Origin of the sequence: Janthinobacterium sp. GMG1 (genome assembly GCF_034427795.1) — a bacterium.
Taxonomy (GTDB): Bacteria; Pseudomonadota; Gammaproteobacteria; order Burkholderiales; family Burkholderiaceae_D; genus Janthinobacterium.
In genome coordinates, this window is the sequence record NZ_JAXQNT010000006.1 from 42327 (window position 1) to 64674 (window position 22348).

Annotated in this window: 23 protein-coding genes and 1 pseudogene; 14 read left to right on the top strand and 10 right to left on the bottom strand. The window is 63.6% G+C overall.

The window, feature by feature from the left end; translation table 11 throughout:
• Window positions 1–32 precede the first annotated feature (32 nt).
• Entirely contained in the window at window positions 33–1868 is a 1836-nt protein-coding gene (gene msbA / locus SJI03_RS16820; protein ID WP_322427970.1) for a lipid A export permease/ATP-binding protein MsbA, read from the top strand.
• 4 nt (window positions 1869–1872) lie between these two features.
• On the opposite strand, the gene SJI03_RS16825 is transcribed toward msbA, so the two are convergent.
• Window positions 1873–2268 (bottom strand): hypothetical protein, encoded by a 396-nt coding sequence (locus tag SJI03_RS16825; protein WP_322427971.1) that lies wholly within the window; start codon window positions 2266–2268, stop codon window positions 1873–1875.
• Between the two features lie 77 nt (window positions 2269–2345).
• Between SJI03_RS16825 and SJI03_RS16830 the strand changes: the two genes are divergently transcribed.
• On the top strand, window positions 2346–3473 hold the full coding sequence (locus tag SJI03_RS16830; RefSeq protein WP_322427972.1) for a toxin-antitoxin system YwqK family antitoxin: 1128 nt from the start codon (window positions 2346–2348) through the stop codon (window positions 3471–3473).
• 79 nt (window positions 3474–3552) lie between these two features.
• The gene (locus SJI03_RS16835; protein WP_322427973.1) at window positions 3553–4047 is read left to right on the top strand and encodes a MarR family winged helix-turn-helix transcriptional regulator; all 495 of its coding nucleotides are present in this window, start codon (window positions 3553–3555) and stop codon (window positions 4045–4047) included.
• On the opposite strand, the gene SJI03_RS16840 is transcribed toward SJI03_RS16835, so the two are convergent.
• Window positions 4037–5377, bottom strand: a complete 1341-nt coding sequence (locus SJI03_RS16840) for a chloride channel protein (protein WP_099380074.1) — start codon at window positions 5375–5377, stop codon at window positions 4037–4039. The two genes, SJI03_RS16835 and SJI03_RS16840, sit on opposite strands and share 11 nt — an antisense overlap.
• 114 nt (window positions 5378–5491) lie before the next feature.
• Window positions 5492–6391: a transcriptional activator NhaR gene (gene nhaR / locus SJI03_RS16845; RefSeq protein ID WP_099380075.1), complete on the bottom strand. Its 900-nt coding sequence runs from the start codon at window positions 6389–6391 to the stop codon at window positions 5492–5494.
• A 158-nt stretch (window positions 6392–6549) separates the two neighbouring features.
• On the opposite strand from nhaR, the gene SJI03_RS16850 reads away from it, so the two are divergent.
• Together SJI03_RS16850 and SJI03_RS16855 are read left to right on the top strand one after the other, a co-directional pair.
• Window positions 6550–7512, top strand: coding sequence for a TerC family protein (locus SJI03_RS16850; RefSeq protein WP_035826186.1), 963 nt, complete (start codon window positions 6550–6552; stop codon window positions 7510–7512).
• A 69-nt stretch (window positions 7513–7581) separates the two neighbouring features.
• The gene (locus tag SJI03_RS16855) at window positions 7582–7983 is read left to right on the top strand and encodes a TerB family tellurite resistance protein (protein WP_099380076.1); all 402 of its coding nucleotides are present in this window, start codon (window positions 7582–7584) and stop codon (window positions 7981–7983) included.
• 6 nt (window positions 7984–7989) lie between these two features.
• On the opposite strand, the gene SJI03_RS16860 is transcribed toward SJI03_RS16855, so the two are convergent.
• The 3 genes and pseudogenes from SJI03_RS16860 to SJI03_RS16870 all read right to left on the bottom strand — a co-directional run.
• Window positions 7990–8343 carry a YnfA family protein gene (locus tag SJI03_RS16860; RefSeq protein ID WP_099380077.1) on the bottom strand — a complete coding sequence of 118 codons (354 nt, stop codon included), beginning with the start codon at window positions 8341–8343 and terminating at the stop codon, window positions 7990–7992.
• Window positions 8327–9229 (bottom strand): PucR family transcriptional regulator, encoded by a 903-nt coding sequence (locus tag SJI03_RS16865; protein ID WP_322428152.1) that lies wholly within the window; start codon window positions 9227–9229, stop codon window positions 8327–8329. The genes SJI03_RS16860 and SJI03_RS16865 overlap by 17 nt, the downstream gene beginning before the upstream one ends.
• Window positions 9203–9789: pseudogene (locus SJI03_RS16870) on the bottom strand (sugar diacid recognition domain-containing protein); the annotation flags it as partial. The pseudogene SJI03_RS16870 and the gene SJI03_RS16865, both read right to left, overlap by 27 nt.
• Between SJI03_RS16870 and SJI03_RS16875 the strand changes: the two are divergent.
• Both SJI03_RS16875 and SJI03_RS16880 read left to right on the top strand, forming a co-directional pair.
• The gene (locus tag SJI03_RS16875) at window positions 9700–11031 is read left to right on the top strand and encodes an MFS transporter (RefSeq protein WP_099380079.1); all 1332 of its coding nucleotides are present in this window, start codon (window positions 9700–9702) and stop codon (window positions 11029–11031) included. The pseudogene SJI03_RS16870 and the gene SJI03_RS16875 overlap by 90 nt on opposite strands.
• A 32-nt stretch (window positions 11032–11063) precedes the next feature.
• Window positions 11064–12332: a glycerate kinase gene (locus tag SJI03_RS16880; RefSeq protein WP_322427974.1), complete on the top strand. Its 1269-nt coding sequence runs from the start codon at window positions 11064–11066 to the stop codon at window positions 12330–12332.
• Between the two features lie 2 nt (window positions 12333–12334).
• Here the strand turns inward: SJI03_RS16880 and SJI03_RS16885 are convergent, their stop codons facing one another.
• On the bottom strand, window positions 12335–13348 hold the full coding sequence (locus SJI03_RS16885; RefSeq protein WP_322427975.1) for a zinc-binding alcohol dehydrogenase family protein: 1014 nt from the start codon (window positions 13346–13348) through the stop codon (window positions 12335–12337).
• A gap of 95 nt (window positions 13349–13443) precedes the next feature.
• On the opposite strand from SJI03_RS16885, the gene SJI03_RS16890 reads away from it, so the two are divergent.
• Complete coding sequence (locus SJI03_RS16890) at window positions 13444–14358, top strand: LysR family transcriptional regulator (RefSeq protein ID WP_322427976.1); 915 nt, start codon at window positions 13444–13446, stop codon at window positions 14356–14358.
• A 44-nt stretch (window positions 14359–14402) separates the two neighbouring features.
• On the opposite strand, the gene SJI03_RS16895 is transcribed toward SJI03_RS16890, so the two are convergent.
• Window positions 14403–14780 (bottom strand): c-type cytochrome, encoded by a 378-nt coding sequence (locus tag SJI03_RS16895; RefSeq protein ID WP_099380083.1) that lies wholly within the window; start codon window positions 14778–14780, stop codon window positions 14403–14405.
• A gap of 248 nt (window positions 14781–15028) precedes the next feature.
• Between SJI03_RS16895 and SJI03_RS16900 the strand changes: the two genes are divergently transcribed.
• The 3 genes from SJI03_RS16900 (at window position 15029) to SJI03_RS16910 (ending at window position 19005) form a co-directional block, all read left to right on the top strand.
• Window positions 15029–16573: a DUF1800 domain-containing protein gene (locus tag SJI03_RS16900; RefSeq protein WP_322427977.1), complete on the top strand. Its 1545-nt coding sequence runs from the start codon at window positions 15029–15031 to the stop codon at window positions 16571–16573.
• Window positions 16574–16594: 21 nt separating this feature from the next.
• Window positions 16595–17779, top strand: a complete 1185-nt coding sequence (locus SJI03_RS16905) for a DUF1501 domain-containing protein (RefSeq protein WP_322427978.1) — start codon at window positions 16595–16597, stop codon at window positions 17777–17779.
• 89 nt (window positions 17780–17868) lie between these two features.
• Window positions 17869–19005, top strand: a complete 1137-nt coding sequence (locus SJI03_RS16910; protein WP_099380086.1) for an AI-2E family transporter — start codon at window positions 17869–17871, stop codon at window positions 19003–19005.
• A gap of 92 nt (window positions 19006–19097) precedes the next feature.
• Here the strand turns inward: SJI03_RS16910 and SJI03_RS16915 are convergent, their stop codons facing one another.
• Window positions 19098–19322: a hypothetical protein gene (locus SJI03_RS16915; RefSeq protein WP_010396348.1), complete on the bottom strand. Its 225-nt coding sequence runs from the start codon at window positions 19320–19322 to the stop codon at window positions 19098–19100.
• Window positions 19323–19468: 146 nt separating this feature from the next.
• Between SJI03_RS16915 and SJI03_RS16920 the strand changes: the two genes are divergently transcribed.
• Genes SJI03_RS16920 through SJI03_RS16930 form a run of 3 tightly spaced genes read left to right on the top strand, consistent with a single transcriptional unit; the run spans window position 19469 to window position 21963 of the window.
• Window positions 19469–20221, top strand: coding sequence for a phosphatase PAP2 family protein (locus SJI03_RS16920; RefSeq protein WP_322427979.1), 753 nt, complete (start codon window positions 19469–19471; stop codon window positions 20219–20221).
• 5 nt (window positions 20222–20226) lie between these two features.
• Window positions 20227–21141 (top strand): diacylglycerol/lipid kinase family protein, encoded by a 915-nt coding sequence (locus SJI03_RS16925; RefSeq protein ID WP_099380088.1) that lies wholly within the window; start codon window positions 20227–20229, stop codon window positions 21139–21141.
• 3 nt (window positions 21142–21144) lie between these two features.
• A complete protein-coding gene (locus tag SJI03_RS16930; RefSeq protein WP_322427980.1) occupies window positions 21145–21963 on the top strand; it encodes a metallophosphoesterase family protein in 819 nt (272 codons plus the stop codon).
• Window positions 21964–22069: 106 nt separating this feature from the next.
• On the opposite strand, the gene SJI03_RS16935 is transcribed toward SJI03_RS16930, so the two are convergent.
• Complete coding sequence (locus tag SJI03_RS16935; protein ID WP_099380090.1) at window positions 22070–22300, bottom strand: type II toxin-antitoxin system ParD family antitoxin; 231 nt, start codon at window positions 22298–22300, stop codon at window positions 22070–22072.
• Window positions 22301–22348: the final 48 nt, after the last annotated feature.

A 22348-nucleotide genomic window follows, 5' to 3' on the forward strand; every position in this document is an offset into this window, starting at 1 on the left:
AATCACGTTTTACCCTCACTTTTCTCACCTGCATGCAGCAAAGTCGCCTCCTGTTCTTCCGCCTGGCCGGCCAGTTTCGCCGCTATGGCGCCATCGTTGCCGCCACCTTGCTGGCCGTGGGCGTGGCGTCCGCCACCGATGTGTTGTTAATCCGCCAGTTGCAAAACGTCGTCGACGCCATGCGTGCGACGGCCATCACGCAGGTCGCGCCCGCGTCCGGCGTGATGGGCATGTTGCAGGGCTGGGTCGACCGTTTCTTGCCGGCACAGGCGGGGCAGGTGGACTTGTGGGTGATTCCCGCCACCATCCTGGGCCTGGCCGTGCTGCGCATGGTGTCGAGCTTTGCCGGCGATTATGGTTCCGTCTGGTTATCGAGCCGGGTGCAGGCCGATTTGCGCGAAAAGATGTTCGCCACCATCATGCGCCTGCCCAGCCGCTTTTTCGATACCACCACCACCAGCCTGACGCAGTCGCGCGTGGCCTTCGACGCCAGCCAGGTGTCGCAGGCGGGCTTGAACGTGCTCAACGTGATGGTGCGCGATTCCGTCGCCACCGTCGGCTACCTGATTTTATTGTTCAGCATTGACGTCAAGCTGGCCCTGTTCTGCATGGCCTCGATGCCCATCGTGGCCATCGTTGTGACCCTGGCGGGACGCCGCATGCGCCACCTGAGCAAGAGTTCGCAGCAAGCCGTGGGCGAGCTGACGTCCGTGCTCGACGAAAGCATCGGCGGCCAGCGCGTCGTGAAAATCTTCGGCGGCCAGGATTATGAACAGGCGCGCTTCGTCAACGTGGTCAAGCGCAACCGCCAGCTGGCCGTCAAGCACGCGGCCACCTCGGCCATGAATTCCGGCTTCATCATGATGCTCGTTGGCATTACCCTGTCGTCCGTCATCTATTTCGCCATGTTGCGCGCGCAAAGCGGCGCCATCACGCCGGGCGCCTTCGTCGCCTTCATGGGCGCGCTGATGGCGATGCAGTCGCCGATCAAGAATTTGACGAAGATCAATGAGCCGCTGCAGCGGGGCCTGGCTGCGGCCGAGTCCGTCTTCGGCCTGATCGACACGCCGCTGGAACCGGACCCGGGCACCATCGCGCCCGTCACGGTGCACGGCAATCTGTCCCTGCAGAACGTCAACTTCCGCTACAACAGCGACGATCCCGATGCACCCACGGCCTTGAGCGACATCACGCTCGACATCCGCGCCGGCGAAACGGTGGCCCTGGTGGGCGGCTCCGGCGGTGGCAAGACAACCTTGCTGGGCTTGCTGCCGCGCTTCTATGACGTCAGCGGCGGCCAGATCCTGCTCGACGGCGTGGACCTGCGCGATTACGCCTTGCTGGCTCTGCGGCGCCAGTTCGCCCTCGTCAGCCAGGATGTGATTTTGTTCAATGACACGATGGCGGCGAATATCGCGTATGGCGACCCGGCCCCGGACCAGGACAGGATCGAAGCGTCGGCGCGCGCCGCCTACGCGCACGACTTCATCATGCAGCTGCCGCAAGGCTACGACACCCAGGCGGGGCAGAACGGTTCGCGCCTGTCGGGCGGGCAACGCCAGCGCCTGGCCATCGCCCGCGCCCTGTACAAGGATGCGCCGATCCTGCTGCTGGACGAAGCGACCAGCGCACTGGACACGGAGTCGGAGCGTTCCGTGCAGGCGGCGCTGGAAGTGCTGATGCGCAACCGCACCACCATCGTCATCGCCCACCGCCTGTCGACCATCGAAAGCGCCGACCGCATCGTCGTCATGCAGGGCGGGCGCCTGGTGGAAGCGGGCAGCCACACGGACTTGCTGCAGCAGGGCGGCGCGTATGCGCGCCTGCATGCGAGCCAGCTGTCTCCCGTCAAGGATGGCGTGGCCTAGCACCTTAGAACACGTGAATTTCCTGTAATACCAGCGTGGCGCCCTCCACGCGGAACGTGGCGGTCAGATCCGACCAAACGCCATTCAGGGGCAGCGAATGGCGCGCTTCGGCAAGCGCCGCGCCGCCGTCCTGGCCAGCCAGGCGCTCGACGCAGCGCTCATGTGGCGCGCCGCTGGCTTGGGCTGCCGGCGTGACGCGATACGCCGTGCCATCCGCATACGGCTCCGGCGAACCATACCCTTCGATCACGGCGCGCAGCAGCGCCGGCGTCCAGCCGTAGTACGCGTCGTGCGCCGTGCGCGCATGGGCGCACGCGTAATCGCCGCGCGCCAGGTCGGAGATCCAGGCATCGATGATGTCCAGTATCTGGGTGTCGCTGGGGGTGGCGGGCAAGTGCATGGATTTCTTTCGTGACGGGGGAAAACGTTGCTTTCCATTATGATGGCGCCCACACAATAACATTGCAATGGAACACAATGCAGACACCACAGACGATGCGCTGGCTGCTGGCCGCCGCGCTGGCCATGGGCGCAGCCCTGCCACTGGCGGCACAGGAACAGCCCGAAGGGCAAACGCCAACGCCAACCTTACAGGAGGAAGACCACACCATGTATCTGGATCAAAATTTCATGCCCAGCAACCAGCGCCGCGCCGTGTATGCGCTGCGCACGCCACCCGTGCGCGACGAGGCGCTGGGCGCCTGGCATGTGCGCCTCGAATTTCCCGACACGCCGGGCGTGCTGGCCTTTGAAACCTACACCACGGACCTGGACCTGAGCCAGGTCAGGTTCGTGAATTTTCGCAAGTCCTACTACGAAAATGGCCAACTGCAGCGTGAAACCTACTTCAATGCCCAGGGCGAGGAGCTGCTGGGCGGCTGCGTGTACTTTGAAAATGGCCAGGTCCAGCAGCGGGTGACGGCCTTGCCGAACGGGCGCGACAGCATCTCTGAAACGTACCACGAGAATGGCCAGCTGGCCTACAAGACGCTGTATCACGACGACGAGATGGCCGATGGCGAGCATGTGTCGTATGGCGCGAATGGGGCCGTCAGCAGCCGCTCGTATCAACGCAATGGCAAGATGGATGGCGTGCAGGAATCGTTTTATGCCGATGGCAAGCTGTTCCAACGGGGACAGTATGTCGATGGCCAATGCGAGGGCGAGTTCGTCACGTATGCCGAGGACGGCAGCGTGCTGGCCAGAACCGTGTGGGTGCACGGCAAGCCTGACGGCTGGTCGTTTGAAAGCCATGGCAATGGCGTCATGTCGAACAAAACGCTGTACCGGAAAGGTGCCGTGCTCAGCTTGCAAACGTGGGGGCCGAGTGGCCGGCCCGTGTTTGCCTGGCAGAAAGACGCGCAGGGGCGCGACCATGGCGACACGACGGATTGGCATGCCAACGGCGTGCGCGCCAGCGTGACCCCATTCGTCAAAGGCCAGCGCCACGGCTTGCTGCAAACCTGGTACAGCGATGGCAGCCTGCGGCAGATCGTGCCATACGAGCACGGCAAGAAGCACGGCATCGAGCGCCAGTGGGACAAGGCAGGCAAGCTGGTGCTGGAACAGGCGTGGCGCGATGGACAGCCTGTAACGAGCAGTTAGTCGAGCGCATCCTTTGCAGGTATCATGCAGGGATTCCGGCCCGCCAGCAGGCGCGAAGCCGGCAGGATAACTGGAGGCAATGGTGGTGGAAGCGGAAGTATCGGCGATGGCCAGGGCGCAAGGCATGGCCTTGCAAAACATGCGCGTCGTCATGCGCGCGGCGCAGCGCCACTCGGCGCAGATCGAAAAGCAATGCGGCGTGTCGGGCGCGCAATTGTGGGTGATGCAGGAATTGCTGGAGCGGCCGGGACTGCGCATGGGCGAGCTGGCCAGCAAGATGTCGATCCACCAGACGACGGCCAGCAACCTGGTCGAGGCGCTGGTCAAGAAAGCCTATGTGCGCAAGGCGCGCGACCAGCCCGACCAGCGCGTGGTCACCCTGACCCTGACGGCGCAAGGACAGGCCGTGATCGCCGGCGCGCCACAGCCGGCGCGCGGCTTGCTGCCCAGCGCGCTGAGCCAGCTCGATGCCGCCAGCCTGGCGCACCTGAACCAGGGCTTGAGCGCCTTGCTGGCCGTCGTCGCTCCCGATGACAGGCAGGCGGGCATGCAACCGTTTCCGTTTACGATGTAGTTTCCCGGCCCGCTTGCTGCTGCGGCAACCGTTGCAGCTGCAATTGCGCCAGCGCCCCGTACAGCGGTTCGCTGAGCACGCGCGAGACTGTGCTGGCGACGACGGCGCAGGCCATCAGGCTCAGCACCATGCCGTGGCCATCGACCATTTCCATGACAATAATAAAAGCCGTCAGCGGCGCCTGCGTGGCGGCGGCCAGGAAGCCCACCATGCCCAGCGCGATCAGCGCCGGCGCGTGCGGATAGTGCAGCAGCACGGCGATATCGTGGCCGATGCCGGCGCCGATGGCCAGCGATGGCGCGAAGATGCCGGCCGGCACGCCCGACCAGACGGTCAGCCACGTGGCCACATATTTGAAGGCAACAAAGGCGGGCGCCACGTCGGACGAGCCTTCCAGCATGGCGCGCGTGGCCACGGTGCCGCTGCCGAACGTGGCGCCATGGCTGGCGATGCCGATGGCCGCCACCAGCACACCGCAGACGGCGGCGAACAGCACGGGCCGACCCTTTCTCCACGCGGACAGTTTTCCCAGCGGATTGCCCCGGGCGGAGGCCAGCAGCAGCCGGGCAAACAGGCCGCCCGCCACGCCTGCGATCAAGGTGACGAGTAAACCCGGCAAGGCCAGCGCCAGGCCGATGGGGCCGGGATGGATGATGCCGAAGTGCGTGGCGTTGCCGTGGATCGACACGGCCATCATGCCGGCCAGCACGATGCCGGCCACGATCAAGCCGCTGTTGCGCTGCTCGGGCGAGCGCGAGAGTTCCTCGATGGCAAACATGACGCCCGCCAGCGGCGTGTTGAAGGCGGCCGCGATGCCGGCCGCGCCGCCGGCCACCAGCAGCGAATGGGCGCTCACCTGCGAGTGGCGCGGCAGCCAGCGGCGCGCGGCCAGCATCACGCCAGCCGCAATTTGCACGGACGGGCCTTCGCGCCCCAGAGACAAGCCGCCCAGCAAGCCCCCCGCCGTCAGGCCGATTTTCGCGGCACTGAGTTTCAACGAGACAAATAGCGAGCGCTGCTCGGGCGCCACGGCCGGATCCAGTGTCGCCATCACTTGCGGGATGCCGGAACCGGCCGCGCCCATCGCGTAGCGGCGCGTCAGCCAGACCAGCAGGGCGGCGCAGGCTGGCGTCCACAGCAGGGCAAACCACCAGGCCTTGCCGTTAAAAAAGAGAAACAGGTCCAGCGCTTCCTCCGCCAGCCACGTAAAACCGACGACGACGAGGCCCGCGATGGCGGCCATGCCGACGACGACGGCGCGCGACCACCACAGGCGCGGGTTGGCAAATTCATGCTTGAAGGCAGAGGGAATATCGTGCAAGTGCTTCATTGCGGCAAGTCCAGGAAGGGGCGCGCAGGGCGTCGGGGAGACTTGCCATTATATAGATGTATTTGTTCAAATGTATTTGCGGGATTTAATTTTGGTACTGCAGTTGCGGAACTGCTACACGAACAGCTCGCGCCGCGCGCTCTGGCTGATGGCGATGGTGGCCGGGTGGCTCAAACGCCGTTCCGTGGTGATCGCATACACCTGTTCGACGAGGCTGTCGACCCGGCCCAGCGCCACCACGGCGTACTGTTCGCAGACCTGGGGCGCGATGACGGTGGGCGCAAAGAACAGGCCGGCGCCGGACTGGCCGAAGGCTTTCATCATGGCGCTGTCGTCGAACTCGCCTACGATGCGCGGGTGCAGATTGTTGTCGCCCAGCCACTGCAGCAAGCGCCCGTAAATGGCGAAGTCTTCGCCGGGCAGCAGCAGCGGCGCGCCGTCCAGGCATTGCGGAAAGCCCCCTGTCAGGGTGGCGGCCAGCGCTGGCGTGCCGAACAGGGTCATGCCGCTTTCGCCCAGTAAATGGTTAAAGCCGCGCACGCTCAAGTGGGCCGGCATGGGGCGGTCCGCCATGATCAGGTCGAGCCGGTGCACGGCCAGGTCCGCCAGCAGGCTGGCCAGCCGGCCTTCGCGGCAAATGATGCGCAGCGGCTCGGCCAGTCCCAGCGCGGGCGCGACGAGGCGGCAGGCGATCAGTTTCGACACGGAATCGGCGCAGCCCACGCGGAAGGTCGTCGTCGTGGTGCGCGACTGGTCGCGCACGATTTCCAGCAATTCATCGCCCGTGCTGAAGATGCTTTCGGCATGGCTGAGGATGCGCCGCCCCGTGTCCGTCAATTCCAGCTGGCGCCCGCTGCGGCGGAACAGTTCCACGCCCAGGGTGTCGGCAAACTCGCTGAGCTGTCCGGAAATCGATTGCGGCGTCAGGTGCAGCTGCTCGGCCGCGCGCGCGATGCTGCCCGTCTTGGCCACCATCCAGAAATAGCGCAAGTGCTTGAAGTTGAGTGTCGACATGATATTTCCAGGTAATAAATACATCGAGTTTTTCGATGTATTCTTAAATTATATTCGATTTGTTCGATGTTTATATTCAGACTATGATGGCTGCTCAATTCATGCAAGGAGAGTGCCATGGACTTCAGGATACAAACAGACAGTTGCGGAGGCCGCCGATGAACGGCTTGGAAAGTATTGCTACGGCACCCATGTGGGCCGGCTTCATCGCCTTTGTCCTGGTGATGCTGGCGCTGGACTTGTTCGTCTTCGGCGGCAACAAGGCGCACAAGGTCAGCGTCAAGGAAGCGGCGACGTGGTCGCTCGTGTGGGTCAGCCTGGCCCTGCTGTTCAACGGCGGCCTGTGGTGGTATCTGAACGGCACGGCCGGTCCCGAGATCGCCAACCAGAAGGCGCTGGAGTTTTTCTCCGGCTACCTGATCGAGAAAGCCCTGTCGGTCGATAACGTGTTCGTCTTCCTGCTGATCTTCAGCGCCTTTCAGGTGCCGATCCAGTACCAGCGCCGCGTGTTGATTTATGGCGTGCTGGGCGCGATTGTCATGCGCGCCGTGATGATCATGGCCGGTGCGTGGGTGGTGAGCGAGTTCAGCTGGGTGCTGTACCTGTTCGGCGCCTTCCTGTTGATTACCGGCATGCGCATGCTGGTGGCGGCCGATGCGGAGCCGGACGTGGCGAACAACCCGGTGCTGCGTTTTGCCCGCCGCCACTTGCGGGTGGCCGATGGCGACCACGGCGAACGTTTCTTCGTGGCAAAGGGCGGTTTGCGTTATGTCACGCCGCTGTTCCTGGTGCTGATCCTGATCGAGGTGACGGACCTGGTCTTCGCGGTGGATTCGATCCCGGCGATTTTCGCCATCACGACGGATCCGTTCATCGTCTTCACGTCGAACCTGTTCGCCATCATGGGATTGCGCGCCCTGTACTTCCTGCTGGTGGATGTGGCTGACCGCTTCCACATGCTCAAGTACGGCCTGGCCATGGTGCTGGTGTTCATCGGCGCCAAGATGCTGATCATGCCGTGGTACCACGTGCCGGTGGAAGCATCGTTGCTGGTAGTGGCAGTGCTGATCGTGTCGAGCTGCGTGGCGAGCGTGTTCATCACCCGCAGCGACAAGAAGTAAATGTGGTACGGCGCGCCCCGCGTGGCGGTGGCGCGCCTTTTAATTGACTAATAGAAAGAGTAGAAAATCATGCGTACGTATGAAGTAAATAGTCCCCAGGCAGCGGGACGTATCCTGGCCCTGATGATGGTGGTCGATGGCAACCTGGCCAGCGCCGAGCTGCAAGCGATGCACCGCAGCAAGATCCTCGAGCATATCGACCTGGAACCGGCCGCCTTCCAGCAACTGCTGCAAGACCTGTGCGACGACATGCTGACCTCGACCGTGCATGGCGCCGTGCAGCTGGCCAATGGCGTGATCGACAGCCTGCTCGACGAAATCACCGATCCCGACTTGCGCCGCAAGCTGCTGCAAGCCATGTGGAAGATCGCCGACGCGGACGACTGGCTGGCCGATGGCGAAGCCGTGTTGCTGGCCCGCGCCAGCGCGGCGTGGTCGGCGGAAACGAACTTCCGCGCGCACGCTGCCTGAGGCACATCAAGCCGTCTTGTGCCCCATGGCAATGACGGCGGCGCCGGCCAGGGCCAGGCCCACGCCGGCGATGTCGGTCCAGGCGGGCGTGATGCCGTCCACCAGCCACAGCCATCCCAGCGCCGTGGCGATATAGATGGCGCCATACGTGGCATACACGCGGCCGCTGGCGGCTGGATGCAAGGTCAGCAGCCACACGAAGATCAAGAGGCTGATGGCGGCCGGCAACAGCAGCCAGGCGCTGCCCTTGTTGCTCAGCCACAGCATGGGCAGGTAGCAGCCCAGCAGTTCGGCCACGGCCGTGACAGTAAACAGCCCGAAGGTGCGGGCCAGTCCTGTCCACTCAATGGCGTCGTTCATTGCATTCCTTTTTTTCAGTCGAGCCGCCATTGTAGACGGGAGAGCCTTCATTGAGCTGCAGGGCAACATACAGCAGCAAACGGTCATCCGTGTCATCCAGGTCCAGCCCTGTCAGTTCGGCGATCTTTTGCAGCCGGTAATCGAGGGTGTTGCGGTGGATGTGCAGGGCCCTGGCCGTGGCCATCGGATGGCTGTGGTGGCGGAACCAGGCGGCCAAGGTGCGCATCAGGGTGCCCGACTTGCGGTCGTGCGCCTGCAGGCGCGCCAGGGTCTGGCGCAGCTGCTCCGCCTGCCAACCGGCTTGCAGGCCGGACAGCAGCACGGGCAGGCTCAGTTCCAGATAGGAAAAAGTAGCTTGCCCGGCATCGCGGGCGCGCCCCACGCGCGCCGTCTGCTTTGCCGATTCATACGAGGCCGTCGCGCCATCGAGGCCCGGCAAGGCCACGCCCATGGACAGGGTGGCGGGCGGCGTGAGCGCCTGCTGCGCCACCTGGTGCAGTTCGAGCAGGCGCTGCCTGGCCTGTGCCGCGCGCGCCTGCTGCGGGCCGCTGGCGGGAAAGGCGTCGAGCAGCACCAGTTCGCCCGGCGAGACGACGGCCATCAGCAGTGACGGCCAGCGGGCCGACAGGTCGGACTGCACTTGCTGCAGCTGCGTCAGCACCTGGTCCAGCCGTTCGCCCGGGCCGTCTCCCGCAGCGGGAATTTCCAGCACGAACATGGCGCGCGGCACGCGCAGATCGACCGCCAGGCGCGCCGCCCACGCCTGCATGCTGGCGTCCGAAATGCCCGTGCGGTAGACGAGCTGGAACACGAATTCCTCGCGGTAGCGTTTTTCGTGCTGCAGCTCGCTGACCAGCCGCGCCTGCTCCAGCATCATTTCCGCCATGGCGCGCACCAGTTCGCCGAACTGGCGCACGGCGTCCGGTTCGCCCGTCAGGCCCAGCACGCCGCAAATCTCGCCGCGCACCGTCAGGGCAGGTTGATGCCGGCCCGCGTGCCGGGCAGCCTGGCCATGTCGGCCGCGCCGATTTCCACGCTGGCGCGCCGGGCCAGCGCCAGTTGCGCGCCCGGATGCAGGTCCCCCACGCGCTGCGGGTTGCCGCTGGCCAGGATCACGCCGCGCGCATCGATGACGTTCACGCTGAAGGGAATGATGTGCATGGTGCGCCGCACGATGTCTTGCGCCAGGGGAAAGTCGATGCTCGGCATGGGTGTCCGCCTTATGATCTTGTGCATTTGCATGGAATCATTCGATTGGATACCCAACTTCTTAGGGCATCCGCACGATGACTGTTTTTGCCGTCGATTGTACGATGGGCTGGTCACATCCCATAAAAAAATAGTCAGGAGACACCCATGACCACCCAACCAGGCGCCAGCCTGTCCGCCGGCGCGTCCGCGCAGGACCGCGTGCGCGAAGGCGCCTACCGCAAGGTCACCTTGCATCTGATTCCCTTCATCTTCATCTGCTACCTGTTCAATTACCTGGACCGGGTGAATGTCGGCTTTGCCAAGCTGCAAATGCTCGATGCGCTGCAATGGAGCGAAAGCGTGTACGGCCTGGGCGCGGGCATTTTCTTCATCGGCTACGTGGCCAGCGGCGTGCCCAGCAATCTGCTGCTGCACCGCCTGGGCGCGCGCAAGGTCATCGGCACCCTGATGATTGCCTGGGGCATCGCCTCGGCCTGCCTGATGTTCGTCACCACGCCGGCCGCGTTTTACTCGCTGCGCTTCATCACGGGCGTGTTCGAGGCGGGTTTCTTTCCGGGCATCGTGCTGTATTTTACGAACTGGTATCCCGCTTCGCGCCGGGGCCGCATCATGGGCCTGTTCATGTCGGCCATTCCCATTTCCGGCTTGCTGGGCAGCCCCTTATCGGGCTGGATGATGCAATCGTTCGCGGGCCACGGCGGCCTGGCTGGCTGGCAATGGATGTTCCTGCTGCAAGGCATACCCACCGTGCTGCTGGGCTTTCTCGTGTATGTGCTGCTCAATGACGGCATCGCCCAGGCGAAGTGGCTGACTACGGAAGAAAAGCAGCTGCTGCGCGCCGACCTCGACGAGGACGAACGCCAGCGCCGCAACAGCGCGAATACGGCCGACACCTTTGCCAGCGTGTTGCGCAACAAGCACGTATGGATGCTGGGCCTCGTGTATTTCTGCATCCAGATGGGGGTGTATGCGATCAACTTCTGGCTGCCCACCATCGTCAAGTCGCTCGGTTTCGCCAGCCCCGTGGCCGTGGGCTGGGTCAGCGCCATTCCCTACCTGTGCGCCAGCATCTTCATGATCTGGGTGGGCCGTTCGGCCGACAAGCACAAGGAACGCCGCTGGCATTTGAGCGGCCCCCTGCTGATGGCGCTGTGCGGCTTGCTGCTGGCCACCCAGGCGCACGGCAACGTGGTCATCGCCCTGATCGGCCTGTCGCTGGCGACCATGGGTGCGCTGTCCGGCCTGCCCATGTTCTGGCCTTTGCCGACGGCGTTTCTCGGCAGCGCGGCGGCGGCCGGCGGCTTGGCGCTGATCAACTCGCTGGGCCAGGTGGCGGGCTTCGTCAGCCCCTTCCTCGTCGGCTGGATCAAGGATGCGACGGGCGGCACCGACGTGGCCCTGTATATTCTTTCCGCAGTCATGCTGCTGGGCGCCATACTGGTGCTGCGCGTTCCCGCGCGCATCGTGAACCGTTGAACGAAGCTGCCATCGAACTGGAGGAATTGACAATGACGACCACCGCGGCGCCGCGCGCCTTGCTGCAAGCCATGTTCCAGGCCGCCATCGCAGCGGCCCAGCCATCGCACTGCATCCCGCCCCATTTGCCGCCTGCGCCCAAGGGCCGGCTGATCGTCATCGGCGCCGGCAAGGCGTCGGCCGCCATGGCGCAAGCCGTGGAACAGCACTGGCCGGGGCCGCTGTCCGGTCTCGTCGTCACGCGCTACGGCTATACCGTGCCGTGTGTGCGCATCGAGATCGTTGAAGCGTCGCACCCTGTGCCGGACCAGGCCGGCATGGACGCGGCGCGCCGCATGCTCGATCTGGTCGCCAACTTGCAGGCGGACGATACGGTGCTGTGCCTGATTTCGGGTGGCGGCTCGTCCCTGCTGGCCTTGCCCCTGGAGGGCATCAGCCTGGAAGACAAGCAAGCCTTGAACCGCGCATTGCTGGCGTCGGGCGCCAGCATCGGCGAAATGAATTGCGTGCGCCGCCATTTGTCCGCCATCAAGGGCGGGCGTCTGGCGGCCGCCTGCCATCCGGCGCAAGTCATCACTTTGGCCATTTCCGACGTGCCTGGCGACAAGCTGGGCGACATCGCTTCCGGCCCCACGGTGGGCGACGCCACGACGTGCGAGGATGCGCTGGCCATCGTGCGCCGCTATGGGATCACATTGCCGGACAGCCTGCGCGCCGTGTTGGAAAGCGGGCGCGGCGAATCCGTGAAACCCGATGACCCACGCCTGGCGCGCACGCAGACGACCCTGATCGCCACGCCGCAGATGGCCCTGGAAGCGGCGGCAGAGGTGGCGCGCGCGGCCGGCGTCACGCCGTATATATTGGGCGACAGCCTGGAAGGCGAGGCGCGCGACGTGGGCAAGGTGATGGCCGGCATCGCGCTGCAAACAGCCTTGCGGGGCCAGCCGTTTCCCGCTCCGTGCGTGCTGCTGTCGGGCGGTGAAACGACGGTCACCGTGCGCGGCAATGGCCGCGGCGGGCGCAATGTGGAATTCCTGCTGGCGCTGGGCATCGCGCTCGATGGACACGAGGGCATCCACGCGCTTGCCGGCGACACGGATGGCGTCGACGGCCAGGAAGACATCGCCGGCGCGGTTCTGGCGCCCGACACCCTGCAACGGGCCTGGGCGCTGGGCATCAAGCCCCGCGACAGCCTCGACAACAACGATGGCCACGGCTTCTTCCAGGCGCTGGACGATAGCGTGATCACGGGCCCGACCTTGACGAATGTCAATGATTTCCGGGCCATCCTGATCAGCTGAGTTTAGAAGCCCTCGAGTACGATTTTTCCCTTCGCCGTATTGCTTTCCAGCAGGGCATGCGCGCGTTTCAAATTCGCGGCATTGATCGTGCCGAAGCGCTCGGCCAGGGTGGTCTTGATGACACCCGCGTCGACCAGCTGCGCCAGTTCATCGAGCAATTCATGCTGCTTGACCATGTCGGCCGTCTGGAACAGCGAACGGGTAAACATCAGTTCCCAGTGCAGCGACACGCTCTTGCCCTTGAACTTGCGCACATCGATGTGCTCGGGGTCGTCGATCAGGGCGAACTTGCCTTGCGGCGCGATGAGTTCCACGATTTGCTCGAAATGCTTGTCGGTCTGGTTCAGGCTGATCACATAATCGACGAGCGGCAAACCCAGGCGCGTGATTTCCCCCGCCAGCGGCAGGCTGTGGTCGATCACGTGGTGGGCGCCCAGTTCCTTCACCCAGTCGGCCGTTTCCGCGCGCGACGCCGTGCCGATGATGGTGACACCTGTCAATTGCCGGGCCAGTTGCACCAGCACGGAACCGACGCCGCCGGCCGCGCCGATCACCAGCAGGGACTTGCCCGTCAGGCTCTTGTCGCGGCTGAGCTGCAGGCGATCGAACAGCAATTCCCAGGCCGTAATGGCCGTCAGCGGCAGGGCGGCAGCCGGAGCAAAGTCCAGGCTGGCTGGCATGTGGCCGACGATGCGCTCGTCGACCAGCTGGAATTCGCTGTTGCTGCCGGGGCGGTTGATGGCGCCCGCGTACCAGACTTTATCTCCCACCTGGAACAGGGTCGCGTCGGGGCCGACGGCGGTGACGACGCCGGCCGCATCCCAGCCCAGCACTTCCGGCTGGCCGTCTTTCGGGGCGCGGTTCTTGCGCACCTTGGTGTCGACGGGATTGACGGAAATGGCGTGCACGGCGACGAGCAGGTCGCGTCCCGTGGCGGCGGGCACGGGCAGCTCGATGTCGAGCAGGGCGTTGGCATCCGTGATGGGCAGGCTGTGGTGGTAGGCGATGGCTTTCATGTTCTTCCTCGTTGAGTGGATACCGTATGATGGTGGCAATGCCGGCCTGGAAACAGGGGGGGCGTACCGAAACACTTTCAAAGGAATGCTGAAAATTGCTGCGACTCGATGACTTGCAGGTATTTGTGCGCACGGCCGACCGCGGCAGTTTGTCGGCGGCCGCGCGCGAACTCGGCATTTCGCCCGCGCTGGCCAGCGCCGCCGTCAAGCGTCTGGAAGGGGAACTGGGCATGCGCCTGCTGGCTCGCACGACGCGCTCGCTGAGCCTGACGCCGGAAGGCACGCAATACCTGGAGCACGCGCGCGAAGCCTTGCGCCTGCTGCGCGCAGGCCACGATGCGCTGCTGGCCGGCAAGGACAGTTTCGGCGGAACCTTGAAAATTGCCATGCCATCGGACCTGGGCCGCAACCTGATGCTGGGCTGGCTGGACGAGTTCCAGCTGCGCCATCCGAAACTGCAGTACCAGCTCAGCGTCAGCGACCGGGTGGCCGACATGGTGCGCCAGCAAGTCGACGTGGCCATCCGCTATGGCCAGCAAGACGATTCGAGCCTGATCGCCATGCCGATCGCGCCCGCCAACGACCGGGTGCTGGTGGCGTCTCCCGCCTACCTGCGCGAATACGGCCCCCTGCTGGCGCTGGAAGACTTGTCGCAGCGCAATTGCCTGCGCTTCGCGCTGGAAGACGGCTTGCATGACCGCTGGACCTTTTACCGCCTGCCCCAGCGCGAGCAAGTGACGGTGTCCGTGAGCGGCAACCGCAGCGCAGACGACGCCGACCTGGTGCGCCGCTGGGCCGTGGCGGGCCTGGGCATCGCTTACAAATCGCGGCTCGACGTGACTGGCGACCTGGTCGCCGGCCGTTTGCAAGCGCTGTTGCCCGAGGTGGCGGGCGAAGCGACGCCCTTGCACCTGGTCTGCACGCACCGGGCGCAGGTGACGCCGCTGGTGCTGCAATTGCGCGATTTCCTGCGCGACAAATGTGCGCAGCTATTGAAACAGCAAGATTGAGCGGAGATTATTCCTTCGCGGGGTGCCCGCCCCGCATCTGAATATCATCGATTCTTTAAAATCACCTCACTCATGTATTGATTCAAATCGCGAAAATCCTTCACCCGCCAGGCATATGGCGCGATCTTGACGCCATTCTCTTTCAAGGTCTTTGGAATCAAATCGCCATTCGGACGCAGTATGACCGACGATACGATTACGCCCGGATAATCCTTCAGGCGTTTTTTGAACGCGGCGCTTGTCAGGTCAGGCGTGGGAGGCGTGCTTTTATTCGCCAATGGCCCGGTGCCCTTGATCTCCGCGCCATGGCACACGGCACAGCGTTGGACATACAGCGTTTTCCCATTCAGATTCTCCGCCAGGGCTGACGGCGTTTGAATCAGCGATAGCGTTCCTAATGCAGCGATAAATAATATTTTCATTTCTTTTAATGTGGACGTATTGTATGGATAATGTCTGGTTCGAGAGAAAATACGGCGCTGCCATTGCAATACGCAATTCTCCCGATAACATTTTATCCGAGATTATTCATCATAATGCGCCCGTACCCGCGAGCGCTGGGCTGGTGAACAATCCTGCTTGATTACAACTCGTTGCAAATGGCAATCATGCGCAGGTCAACCTGGGCGTACCCTCAAGCATTCTGCATGAAACCGCTTGAAGGACTGCCATGACCCCACACCGATTCTTGCCGACGACCTTGATTTCCCTGCTCTTGCTGGCCGGCTGCGCCGCGACCGGACCTGCCGTCCAGTCCGATCACCGCGCGCAGACTAGTTCCACACAGGACGTTGCCATGCTGGAACGGGTCAGCTGGGGCGTGAACGGGGGCAGCGTGCGCCAGGTGCAGGACAAGGGCTGGAACGCCTGGCTGCAGGCCCAGTTGCACCCAGGCAAAGCCAGCTTGCCGCCCGCCGTGCAGGCGCAAATCGACGCCATGACCATCAGCCAGGTGCCGCTCGATCAATTGGTGGTTTCTATGGAGCAAAAGCGCAAGGATGCGGCCGGCGTGATGGATGACATGGCAAAGCAGCAGGCGCAAAAGGATTACCAGCAGGAACTGAATCGCCTGGCACGCGAGGCGGCCACGCGCTCGCTGTTGCTGGACGTGTATTCGCCTAACCAGTTGCAGCAGCAACTGAGCTGGTTTTGGCTCAACCATTTCAGCGTGCACCAGGGCAAGCACAACTTGCGCGCCATGGTGGGCGATTACGAGGCGAACGCCATCGCACCACATGCACTGGGGAAATTTCGTGACTTGCTGGGCGCGACCGTCCACCATCCGGCCATGCTGCGCTACCTGGACAATGAAGCCAACGCCGCCAAGCGCATCAATGAAAACTATGCGCGCGAGCTGATGGAGCTGCATACCCTGGGGGTGAACGGCGGCTACAGCCAGGCTGACGTGCAGGAGCTGGCGCGCATCCTGACCGGGGTGGGCGTGAACCTGGGAACGGACACGCCGAAGGTGAAACCGGCGCTGCAGTCGCAATATGTGCGCAAGGGCTTGTTCGAGTTCAACCCGAACCGCCACGATTACGGCGATAAACAATTCCTCGGGCAAACGGTGAAGGGCCGGGGGCTGGCCGAGCTTGATGAAGCGCTGGATCGCCTGAGCCGCAGTCCCGCCACGGCGCACTTTATCAGCGGCAAGCTGGCCCAGTATTTCGTCGGCGACAATCCGCCCGAAGCGCTGGTGGCGCGCATGGCGGCCACCTTCCAGCACAGCGACGGCATGATCGCCGACGTGCTGCAAACCATGTTCGACAGCCCAGAGTTCCGGCAATCGCTGGGCAAGAAATTCAAGGACCCCATGCATTACGTGGTGTCGGCCGTGCGCCTCAGCTATGACGACAAGCCCATCCTGAACGCGGGCCCCATGCTGAGCTGGCTTTCGCGCATGGGGCAGCCCCTGTACGGCCGCCAGACCCCGGACGGTTATCCATTGACGGAGGCCTCCTGGGCCAGCCCAGGGCAAATGACGACGCGCTTCGATATTGCCCGCACCATCGGTTCGGGCAGCGCCGGCCTGTTCAAGACGGATGGCCCGCAGCCGCAGGAAAAGGTCGCGTTCCCGCAACTGGCCAGCGCCCTGTATTACCAGTCGCTGCAGCCAGGCCTGAGTCCGGCCACGCGCCAGGCCCTGGAGCAGGCCGCTTCGCCGCAGGAGTGGAATACCTTTTTGCTGTCATCCCCTGAAATGATGCACCGCTAAGTTGAAACTGAAGGAATCGCCATGAATCGTCGTGACTTGCTGAAAGCCCTGGCCGCCGCGCCCTTGTTCACTCACGCGGGCAGTCTGCTGGCCGCACCCGCCACGGATGCCAGGCTGCTGTTCGTCTTCCTGCGTGGTGGCTATGACGCGAACAACCTGCTGGTGCCGGTCGGCAGCGATTTTTATTATGCCTCGCGGCCGAATATCGCCATCGCGAAACCGGGCGAGGACAACGGCGCGCTGGCCTTGAACGCGGACTGGGCCCTGCATCCGGCCTTGCGCGAAACCATCTATCCCATGTTCACGGGCGGCGAGGCGGCATTCATCCCGTTCGCTGGCACGACGGATTTGACGCGCAGCCATTTCGAGACGCAGGACAGCATTGAACTGGGACAGGAGATCGGCGGGCGCCGCGACTTCCGCTCGGGTTTCCTGAACCGTCTGGCGCAAAGCCTCAATAGCAGCAATCACGCCATTTCTTTCACCGACCAGTTACCCCTGATTTTCCAAGGCGGCGTGCAAGTGCCGAACATGGGGCTGCGCTCCGTGGGCAAGGCGGGCATTGATGCGCGTCAAAGCCAGGTCATCGCCGCCATGTACAAGGGCACGCCCCTGCAGCAACCGGTCAGCGCGGGCTTTGCCGTGCGCGACGATGTGACCAAGGAATTGACGGGCGAGATGCAGGCGGCCAACCGCAACGCCATCAGTACCAAGGGCTTTGAACTGGAAGCGCAGCGTATCGCCCGCTTGATGAAGGACAAATACAAGCTCGGCTTCGTCGACGTGGGCGGCTGGGATACGCACGTGGGGCAGGGCGGCGCCAGCGGCTACCTGGCGGGGCGCTTCGAGGAGCTGGGGCGGGGCCTGGCCGCGTTTTCGCAGGAAATGGGCAGCGCCTGGCGCAATACGGTGGTGGTCGTGGTCAGCGAATTTGGCCGCACCTTTCGCGAAAACGGCAACCGCGGCACGGATCACGGCCACGGCAGCGTGTTCTGGGTGCTGGGCGGCGGAATCAAAGGCAAACAGGTGGCGGGCGAGCAGGTGGCGATTGCGCAGGCGAATTTGTTCCAGAACCGCGACATGCCCGTGCTGAATGAATACCGGGCCGTGCTGGGCGGCTTGCTGCGCCGCACCTTCGGCTTGACCCCGGCGCAGCTCGACCATGTGTTCGCCGGCGTGAAACCGGTGGAGCTGGGGCTGGTGTGATGCTGCGAACCTCCGTGTTACGCTACGCCTGCGCAACTGGCGCGTAGCGGATACTGGTGGCCTGTGGCGCCGGGCACGAATGGAGTGGCATGAACGATACCCAGCGCGACATTGTCAGCGCAGGCTTTTCCCTGGCCTTGATCGCCGTGACGGCCTTCGTCATGCAGCGTTTCTTTTTGCCGCTCGTGTGGGCCGGCATCCTGTGCGTGGCCACCTGGCCCCTGTACCTGCGCGTGCGCGCGGCGCTGGGGCAGCGCACCATCATTGCGGCAGCCGTGCTGACCCTGGCGTTCGCCTGCATCTTCATCATACCCGTGCTGTTCGGCGTGGCGCAGGCGGCGCGCGAAGTGCCCGTGCTGGCCAATTTCGTCGTCCATGCGAACACCGACGGCTTGCCCGTGCCGGACTGGGTGTCGCATATTCCGCTGGCCGGCAGCGCCATCGCCGACTGGTGGCAAGCCACCCTGAGCCAGCCCCATGGCCTCGGCCACTTCTTTGCGGGCAGCGCCGTGGGCGGCTTTCATTCCGCGCGCGACATGCTCAAGGTGCTGGGCGCGGACGTGTTCCACCGCCTGGTCGACTTCGGACTGGCGTTTTTATGCCTGTTTTTCTTTTACAAGGATGGCGAAGCGCTGACGCGCCAGATCACGGCCGTCGGCAGCCATTTCCTGCGCCCCGAACGGTGGGGTCGCTATGCGCAAAAGATTCCTACCGCCATCCGCGCGACCGTCAACGGCCTGGTGCTGGTGGGCCTGGCCGAAGGCGTGCTGATCGGCATCGCCTACGCCATCGCCGGCTTGCCTTCACCGGCCCTGTGGGCGTTTGCCACTGGCATCCTGGCCATCATCCCGTTCGGTGCGCCGCTCGCTTACCTGTGCGCGGCTGCCTTGCTGATCTTCCAGGGCAATGTGGGCGCCGCCATCGGCGTGGCCGCGTGGGGCACCGTGGTGCTGTTCGTGGCTGACCACTTCGTGCGGCCCGGCATGATCGGCAACGCCACCCGCTTGCCCTTCCTGGCCGTGCTGTTCGGCATTCTGGGCGGCGTGGAAACCCTGGGCCTCGTGGGCCTGTTCATCGGCCCCGTCGTGATGGTGCTGTTCGTGACCTTGTGGTACGAAGCGAATGTGTCTGACCGCGTACCGTCTGCCAACGTAGCTGCCAACGCGCTTGCCGGCGCAGCTGCTGAAACACCTGCCAGCCCGGCCGCGCCGGAACGCACACAGTAGTGAGGGGTCGGCCAGCGTGCCGCTGGCCGGTACTGAGGCGTTCCCGGCGTGGCCGGACGGAGCACCTGGACCGCTACGCGGTTAAGGTGAACTTAATGCGCTTTAGATAAGATCAACAACCAACGGCGCATCAGCAGCACTTCAACATAGCCCGGCTCGATGCCCGTACCGCACTCGATCAAGGGATTGACGGTGTAGTAGCGCTTGCGGAAGTCGCGGCAGACGAGGATTTCGCGCTTGCCCATGCGGACGAGGAAAGAGCTTGGGGCGTATTCCAGGCCGAACCGTGAGCCAAAACCGCTATTCAATGTTGCCATGACAATTCCTTTGAGGGAGATGTGTTGAACGAGTCATCAGAATAGCATAACTACTGTATGAATACACAGCTACTGTATGAATAAACAGTATTTTTTTATTGGTGTGGTTTTTTTGATCATCCCGCTTGATTTGAGGAGTAAGTAGTTTGCAAGAGAAGAATGACATGGGCATGACCACGGGCTGGACCACGAAACTGCGCCGCTTTGTCGAGGCGCGCCTGTCGCCCGAAGGCGAGCTGGGCCTGCATATGACGGTGGGCGTGGCCTTGATGCTGGTGGCCATCGTGGTCTTTCACGAGATCGCCGAAGCCGTGATGGGCATGGCCCAGATCACGGTAATCGACTTGCAGGTGGCGCAGTGGTTCAATCAGCATGCCGTGCCGTGGATCACCAGCTGCCTGCTGGTCGTCACGCACATGCATGGCGTGATCGGCGCCATCACCCTGGCCGTCTTGCTGGGCTGGTATCTGCACCGCAAGGGCGCCGATTACTGGCTGTTTACCCTGCTCATCACCATGCCGGGCGTCATGTTTTTGAACCTGCTGCTAAAGTACATTTTTGTTCGCGCGCGGCCCAGTTTTGACGAACCCATTCTGCAGACGGCCTTGAGCACGTACAGTTTCCCCAGCGGCCATACGGCCACCTCGACAGCCCTGTACGGCTTGCTGGCCGCTTACCTGATTTGCCAGACGGCGCCGGGCGCGTGGGGCAAGCGCATCACCATCGCGCTGGGCGCCTTCCTGATGGCGTCACTTGTGGGTTTCAGCCGCATTTACCTGGGCGCGCATTACCTGAGCGATGTACTGGCGGCCATGGCGGAAAGCTATGGTTGGCTGGCCATCTGCATCGCCGGCGTGTCGACCCTGCGCCGCCGCCGGCATATCCGGCAAACCAAATAAGGGGAGTGATCCTGAGCAAGATTGCAGTCATCATCAATGCGGGTGCCGGTTGCGGCTATGCGCCTGACTGGGCGCAGCAGCTCGAAGCGAAATTCGCCGCCGTGGGGCTCGACGCTGCCATCACCCTGGCCGCCAGCGGCGCAGACATGATCGCCACGGCCGAACAAGCCTTGCGCGATGGCGCGCCCATCGTCGTGGCCGGTGGTGGCGACGGCACCATCAACGCCGTCGCTTCCGTCGTGGTCGGCAGCGGCACGCCGTTTGGCGTCTTGCCGCTGGGTACCTTGAACCATTTCGCCAAGGATTTGAATATTCCGCTCGAGCTCGATGCGGCGATTGCCAACGTGGCGCAGGGCGTGCCGCACCAGGTCGACGTGGGCGAAGTCAATGGCCGCATCTTCCTGAACAATTCCAGCCTGGGCCTGTATCCGGACATCGTGCGCGACCGCGAAAAGCAGCAGCGCCGGCTGGGACGGGGCAAGTGGTTGGCCTTCAGCTGGGCGCTGCTGGCGGCCTTGCGCCGCTATCCCTTCCTCAGCGTGCAATTGAAACTCAAGGACGCCGTGCATGCGCGGCGCACGCCCTTTGTTTTCATCGGCAATAATGAATACCTGATGGAAGGCTTGAATATCGGCGAGCGCGAGCGGCTCGATGGCGGCCAGCTGAGCCTGTACGTGGCGCAGCGTCCGGGCCGCCTGGGCTTGCTGAAGCTGGCCTTGCACGCGCTGTTCGGCAAGTTGTCGCAAGCCAAGGATTTTGACGTGCTGACGGCCACCGACCTGGAAATCGCGACGCATCACCGCCGTCTGCGCGTGGCCACCGATGGCGAGGTGACGATCATGAATACGCCGCTGCAGTACCGCATCCGCCCGGCCGCGCTGGCGGTGCTGGTGCCAGCGCCGGCACCGACTGGGGAGTAAGGCATGCGTACCATCGTGCATTTGTCCGACTTGCATTTTGGCAGGGTCGACGCGGACCTGCTGGCGCCCTTGCGCGCACTCGTCGAGCGCCTGGAACCGGACGTGGTCGTGGTCTCGGGCGATTTGACGCAACGTGCCCGCAGCGCCCAGTTCCAACAGGCGCGGCACTTTCTCGACAGCTTGCCGGGGCCGCAAATCGTGGTGCCGGGCAACCATGACGTGCCGCTGTACAACGTCTTTTCCCGCTTCCTGACGCCGCTGGTGAAATACCGGCGCCATGTGACGGACGATTTGTCGCCCGAATATGTGGATGAGGAAATCGCCGTGCTGGGCATCAATACTGCCCGCTCCCTGACCTTCAAGGATGGGCGCATCAGTCACGAACAGATTGATTTCCTGCGCGAACGCCTGGGCCGTTTGCCACCCGGTTTGACGCGCATCATCGTCACGCATCATCCGTTTGACTTGCCGGAAAACTTCGACAAGGATGATCTGGTCGACCGCGCCCCGCAGGCGTTGCAAATATTTTCCGAGTGCGGCGTGGACTTATTGCTGGCGGGACATTTGCATGCCAGCGTGGCGGGCAACACGGCCGAGCGCTACAAGATCGCCGGCTACGCTGCCCTGATGGTGCAGGCGGGCACGGCCACATCCACGCGGGGCAGGGGCGAGTCGAACTCGTTCAATGTGCTGCGCGTGGAAAACAGTTGCATCCGGGTCGAGCGCTACAGCTGGAATGAAGACAGCGCCGACTTTGAAAAGGTCAGCACGGAAGCGTTCGAGCGCCAGGGCGGCGTGTGGGCCAGCTTGCGGCCGCTGTAGGTTTCCTGTAGGTCGGATTAGCGCGGCGAAGCCGGGCGTAATCCGACAATATTGTTGGCTTTGGTAATGGTTGTGGTGATGTCGGATTACGCTCCGCTAATCCGACCTACGCTGGCTGCTTGAATGCCCTGGCGTCGAAAGGCTGGGGTTCGCCGCTGGCCTCTCCTTCCAGCAGCGCCGCGCGGATCGCGTCGAGTTCGGCGCTGCGCTCCTGCTCACGCCGGATCAGATCGCGGATGTATTCGCTGTCGTTGGTATAGCGTCCGGCGTCAATTTGCGCCTTGATCCAGTCGTCTTGCTGGTCCGTCAAGGTAATGGTCTTGCGCACGGTTCCCATGATGGTCAACTCCAGAAATGAGCAATACGACGATCGTCATACTATTGG

Excerpts from the sequence above, each read along its gene's own strand:
- SJI03_RS16825 (WP_322427971.1), bottom strand. The coding sequence starts at position 2,268 with ATGCACTTGCCCGCCACCCCCAGCGACACCCAGATACTGGACATCATC.
- SJI03_RS16900 (WP_322427977.1), top strand. The coding sequence starts at position 15,029 with ATGACCCCACACCGATTCTTGCCGACGACCTTGATTTCCCTGCTCTTG.
- SJI03_RS16880 (WP_322427974.1), top strand. The coding sequence starts at position 11,064 with ATGACGACCACCGCGGCGCCGCGCGCCTTGCTGCAAGCCATGTTCCAG.
- SJI03_RS16910 (WP_099380086.1), top strand. The coding sequence starts at position 17,869 with ATGAACGATACCCAGCGCGACATTGTCAGCGCAGGCTTTTCCCTGGCC.
- SJI03_RS16860 (WP_099380077.1), bottom strand. The coding sequence starts at position 8,343 with ATGAACGACGCCATTGAGTGGACAGGACTGGCCCGCACCTTCGGGCTG.
- SJI03_RS16905 (WP_322427978.1), top strand. The coding sequence starts at position 16,595 with ATGAATCGTCGTGACTTGCTGAAAGCCCTGGCCGCCGCGCCCTTGTTC.
- SJI03_RS16895 (WP_099380083.1), bottom strand. The coding sequence starts at position 14,780 with ATGAAAATATTATTTATCGCTGCATTAGGAACGCTATCGCTGATTCAA.
- msbA (WP_322427970.1), top strand. The coding sequence starts at position 33 with ATGCAGCAAAGTCGCCTCCTGTTCTTCCGCCTGGCCGGCCAGTTTCGC.
- nhaR (WP_099380075.1), bottom strand. The coding sequence starts at position 6,391 with ATGTCGACACTCAACTTCAAGCACTTGCGCTATTTCTGGATGGTGGCC.
- SJI03_RS16915 (WP_010396348.1), bottom strand. The coding sequence starts at position 19,322 with ATGGCAACATTGAATAGCGGTTTTGGCTCACGGTTCGGCCTGGAATAC.
- SJI03_RS16835 (WP_322427973.1), top strand. The coding sequence starts at position 3,553 with ATGGTGGTGGAAGCGGAAGTATCGGCGATGGCCAGGGCGCAAGGCATG.
- SJI03_RS16850 (WP_035826186.1), top strand. The coding sequence starts at position 6,550 with ATGAACGGCTTGGAAAGTATTGCTACGGCACCCATGTGGGCCGGCTTC.
- SJI03_RS16875 (WP_099380079.1), top strand. The coding sequence starts at position 9,700 with ATGACCACCCAACCAGGCGCCAGCCTGTCCGCCGGCGCGTCCGCGCAG.
- SJI03_RS16840 (WP_099380074.1), bottom strand. The coding sequence starts at position 5,377 with ATGAAGCACTTGCACGATATTCCCTCTGCCTTCAAGCATGAATTTGCC.
- SJI03_RS16855 (WP_099380076.1), top strand. The coding sequence starts at position 7,582 with ATGCGTACGTATGAAGTAAATAGTCCCCAGGCAGCGGGACGTATCCTG.
- SJI03_RS16830 (WP_322427972.1), top strand. The coding sequence starts at position 2,346 with ATGCAGACACCACAGACGATGCGCTGGCTGCTGGCCGCCGCGCTGGCC.
- SJI03_RS16930 (WP_322427980.1), top strand. The coding sequence starts at position 21,145 with ATGCGTACCATCGTGCATTTGTCCGACTTGCATTTTGGCAGGGTCGAC.
- SJI03_RS16885 (WP_322427975.1), bottom strand. The coding sequence starts at position 13,348 with ATGAAAGCCATCGCCTACCACCACAGCCTGCCCATCACGGATGCCAAC.
- SJI03_RS16865 (WP_322428152.1), bottom strand. The coding sequence starts at position 9,229 with ATGGCGGAAATGATGCTGGAGCAGGCGCGGCTGGTCAGCGAGCTGCAG.
- SJI03_RS16935 (WP_099380090.1), bottom strand. The coding sequence starts at position 22,300 with ATGGGAACCGTGCGCAAGACCATTACCTTGACGGACCAGCAAGACGAC.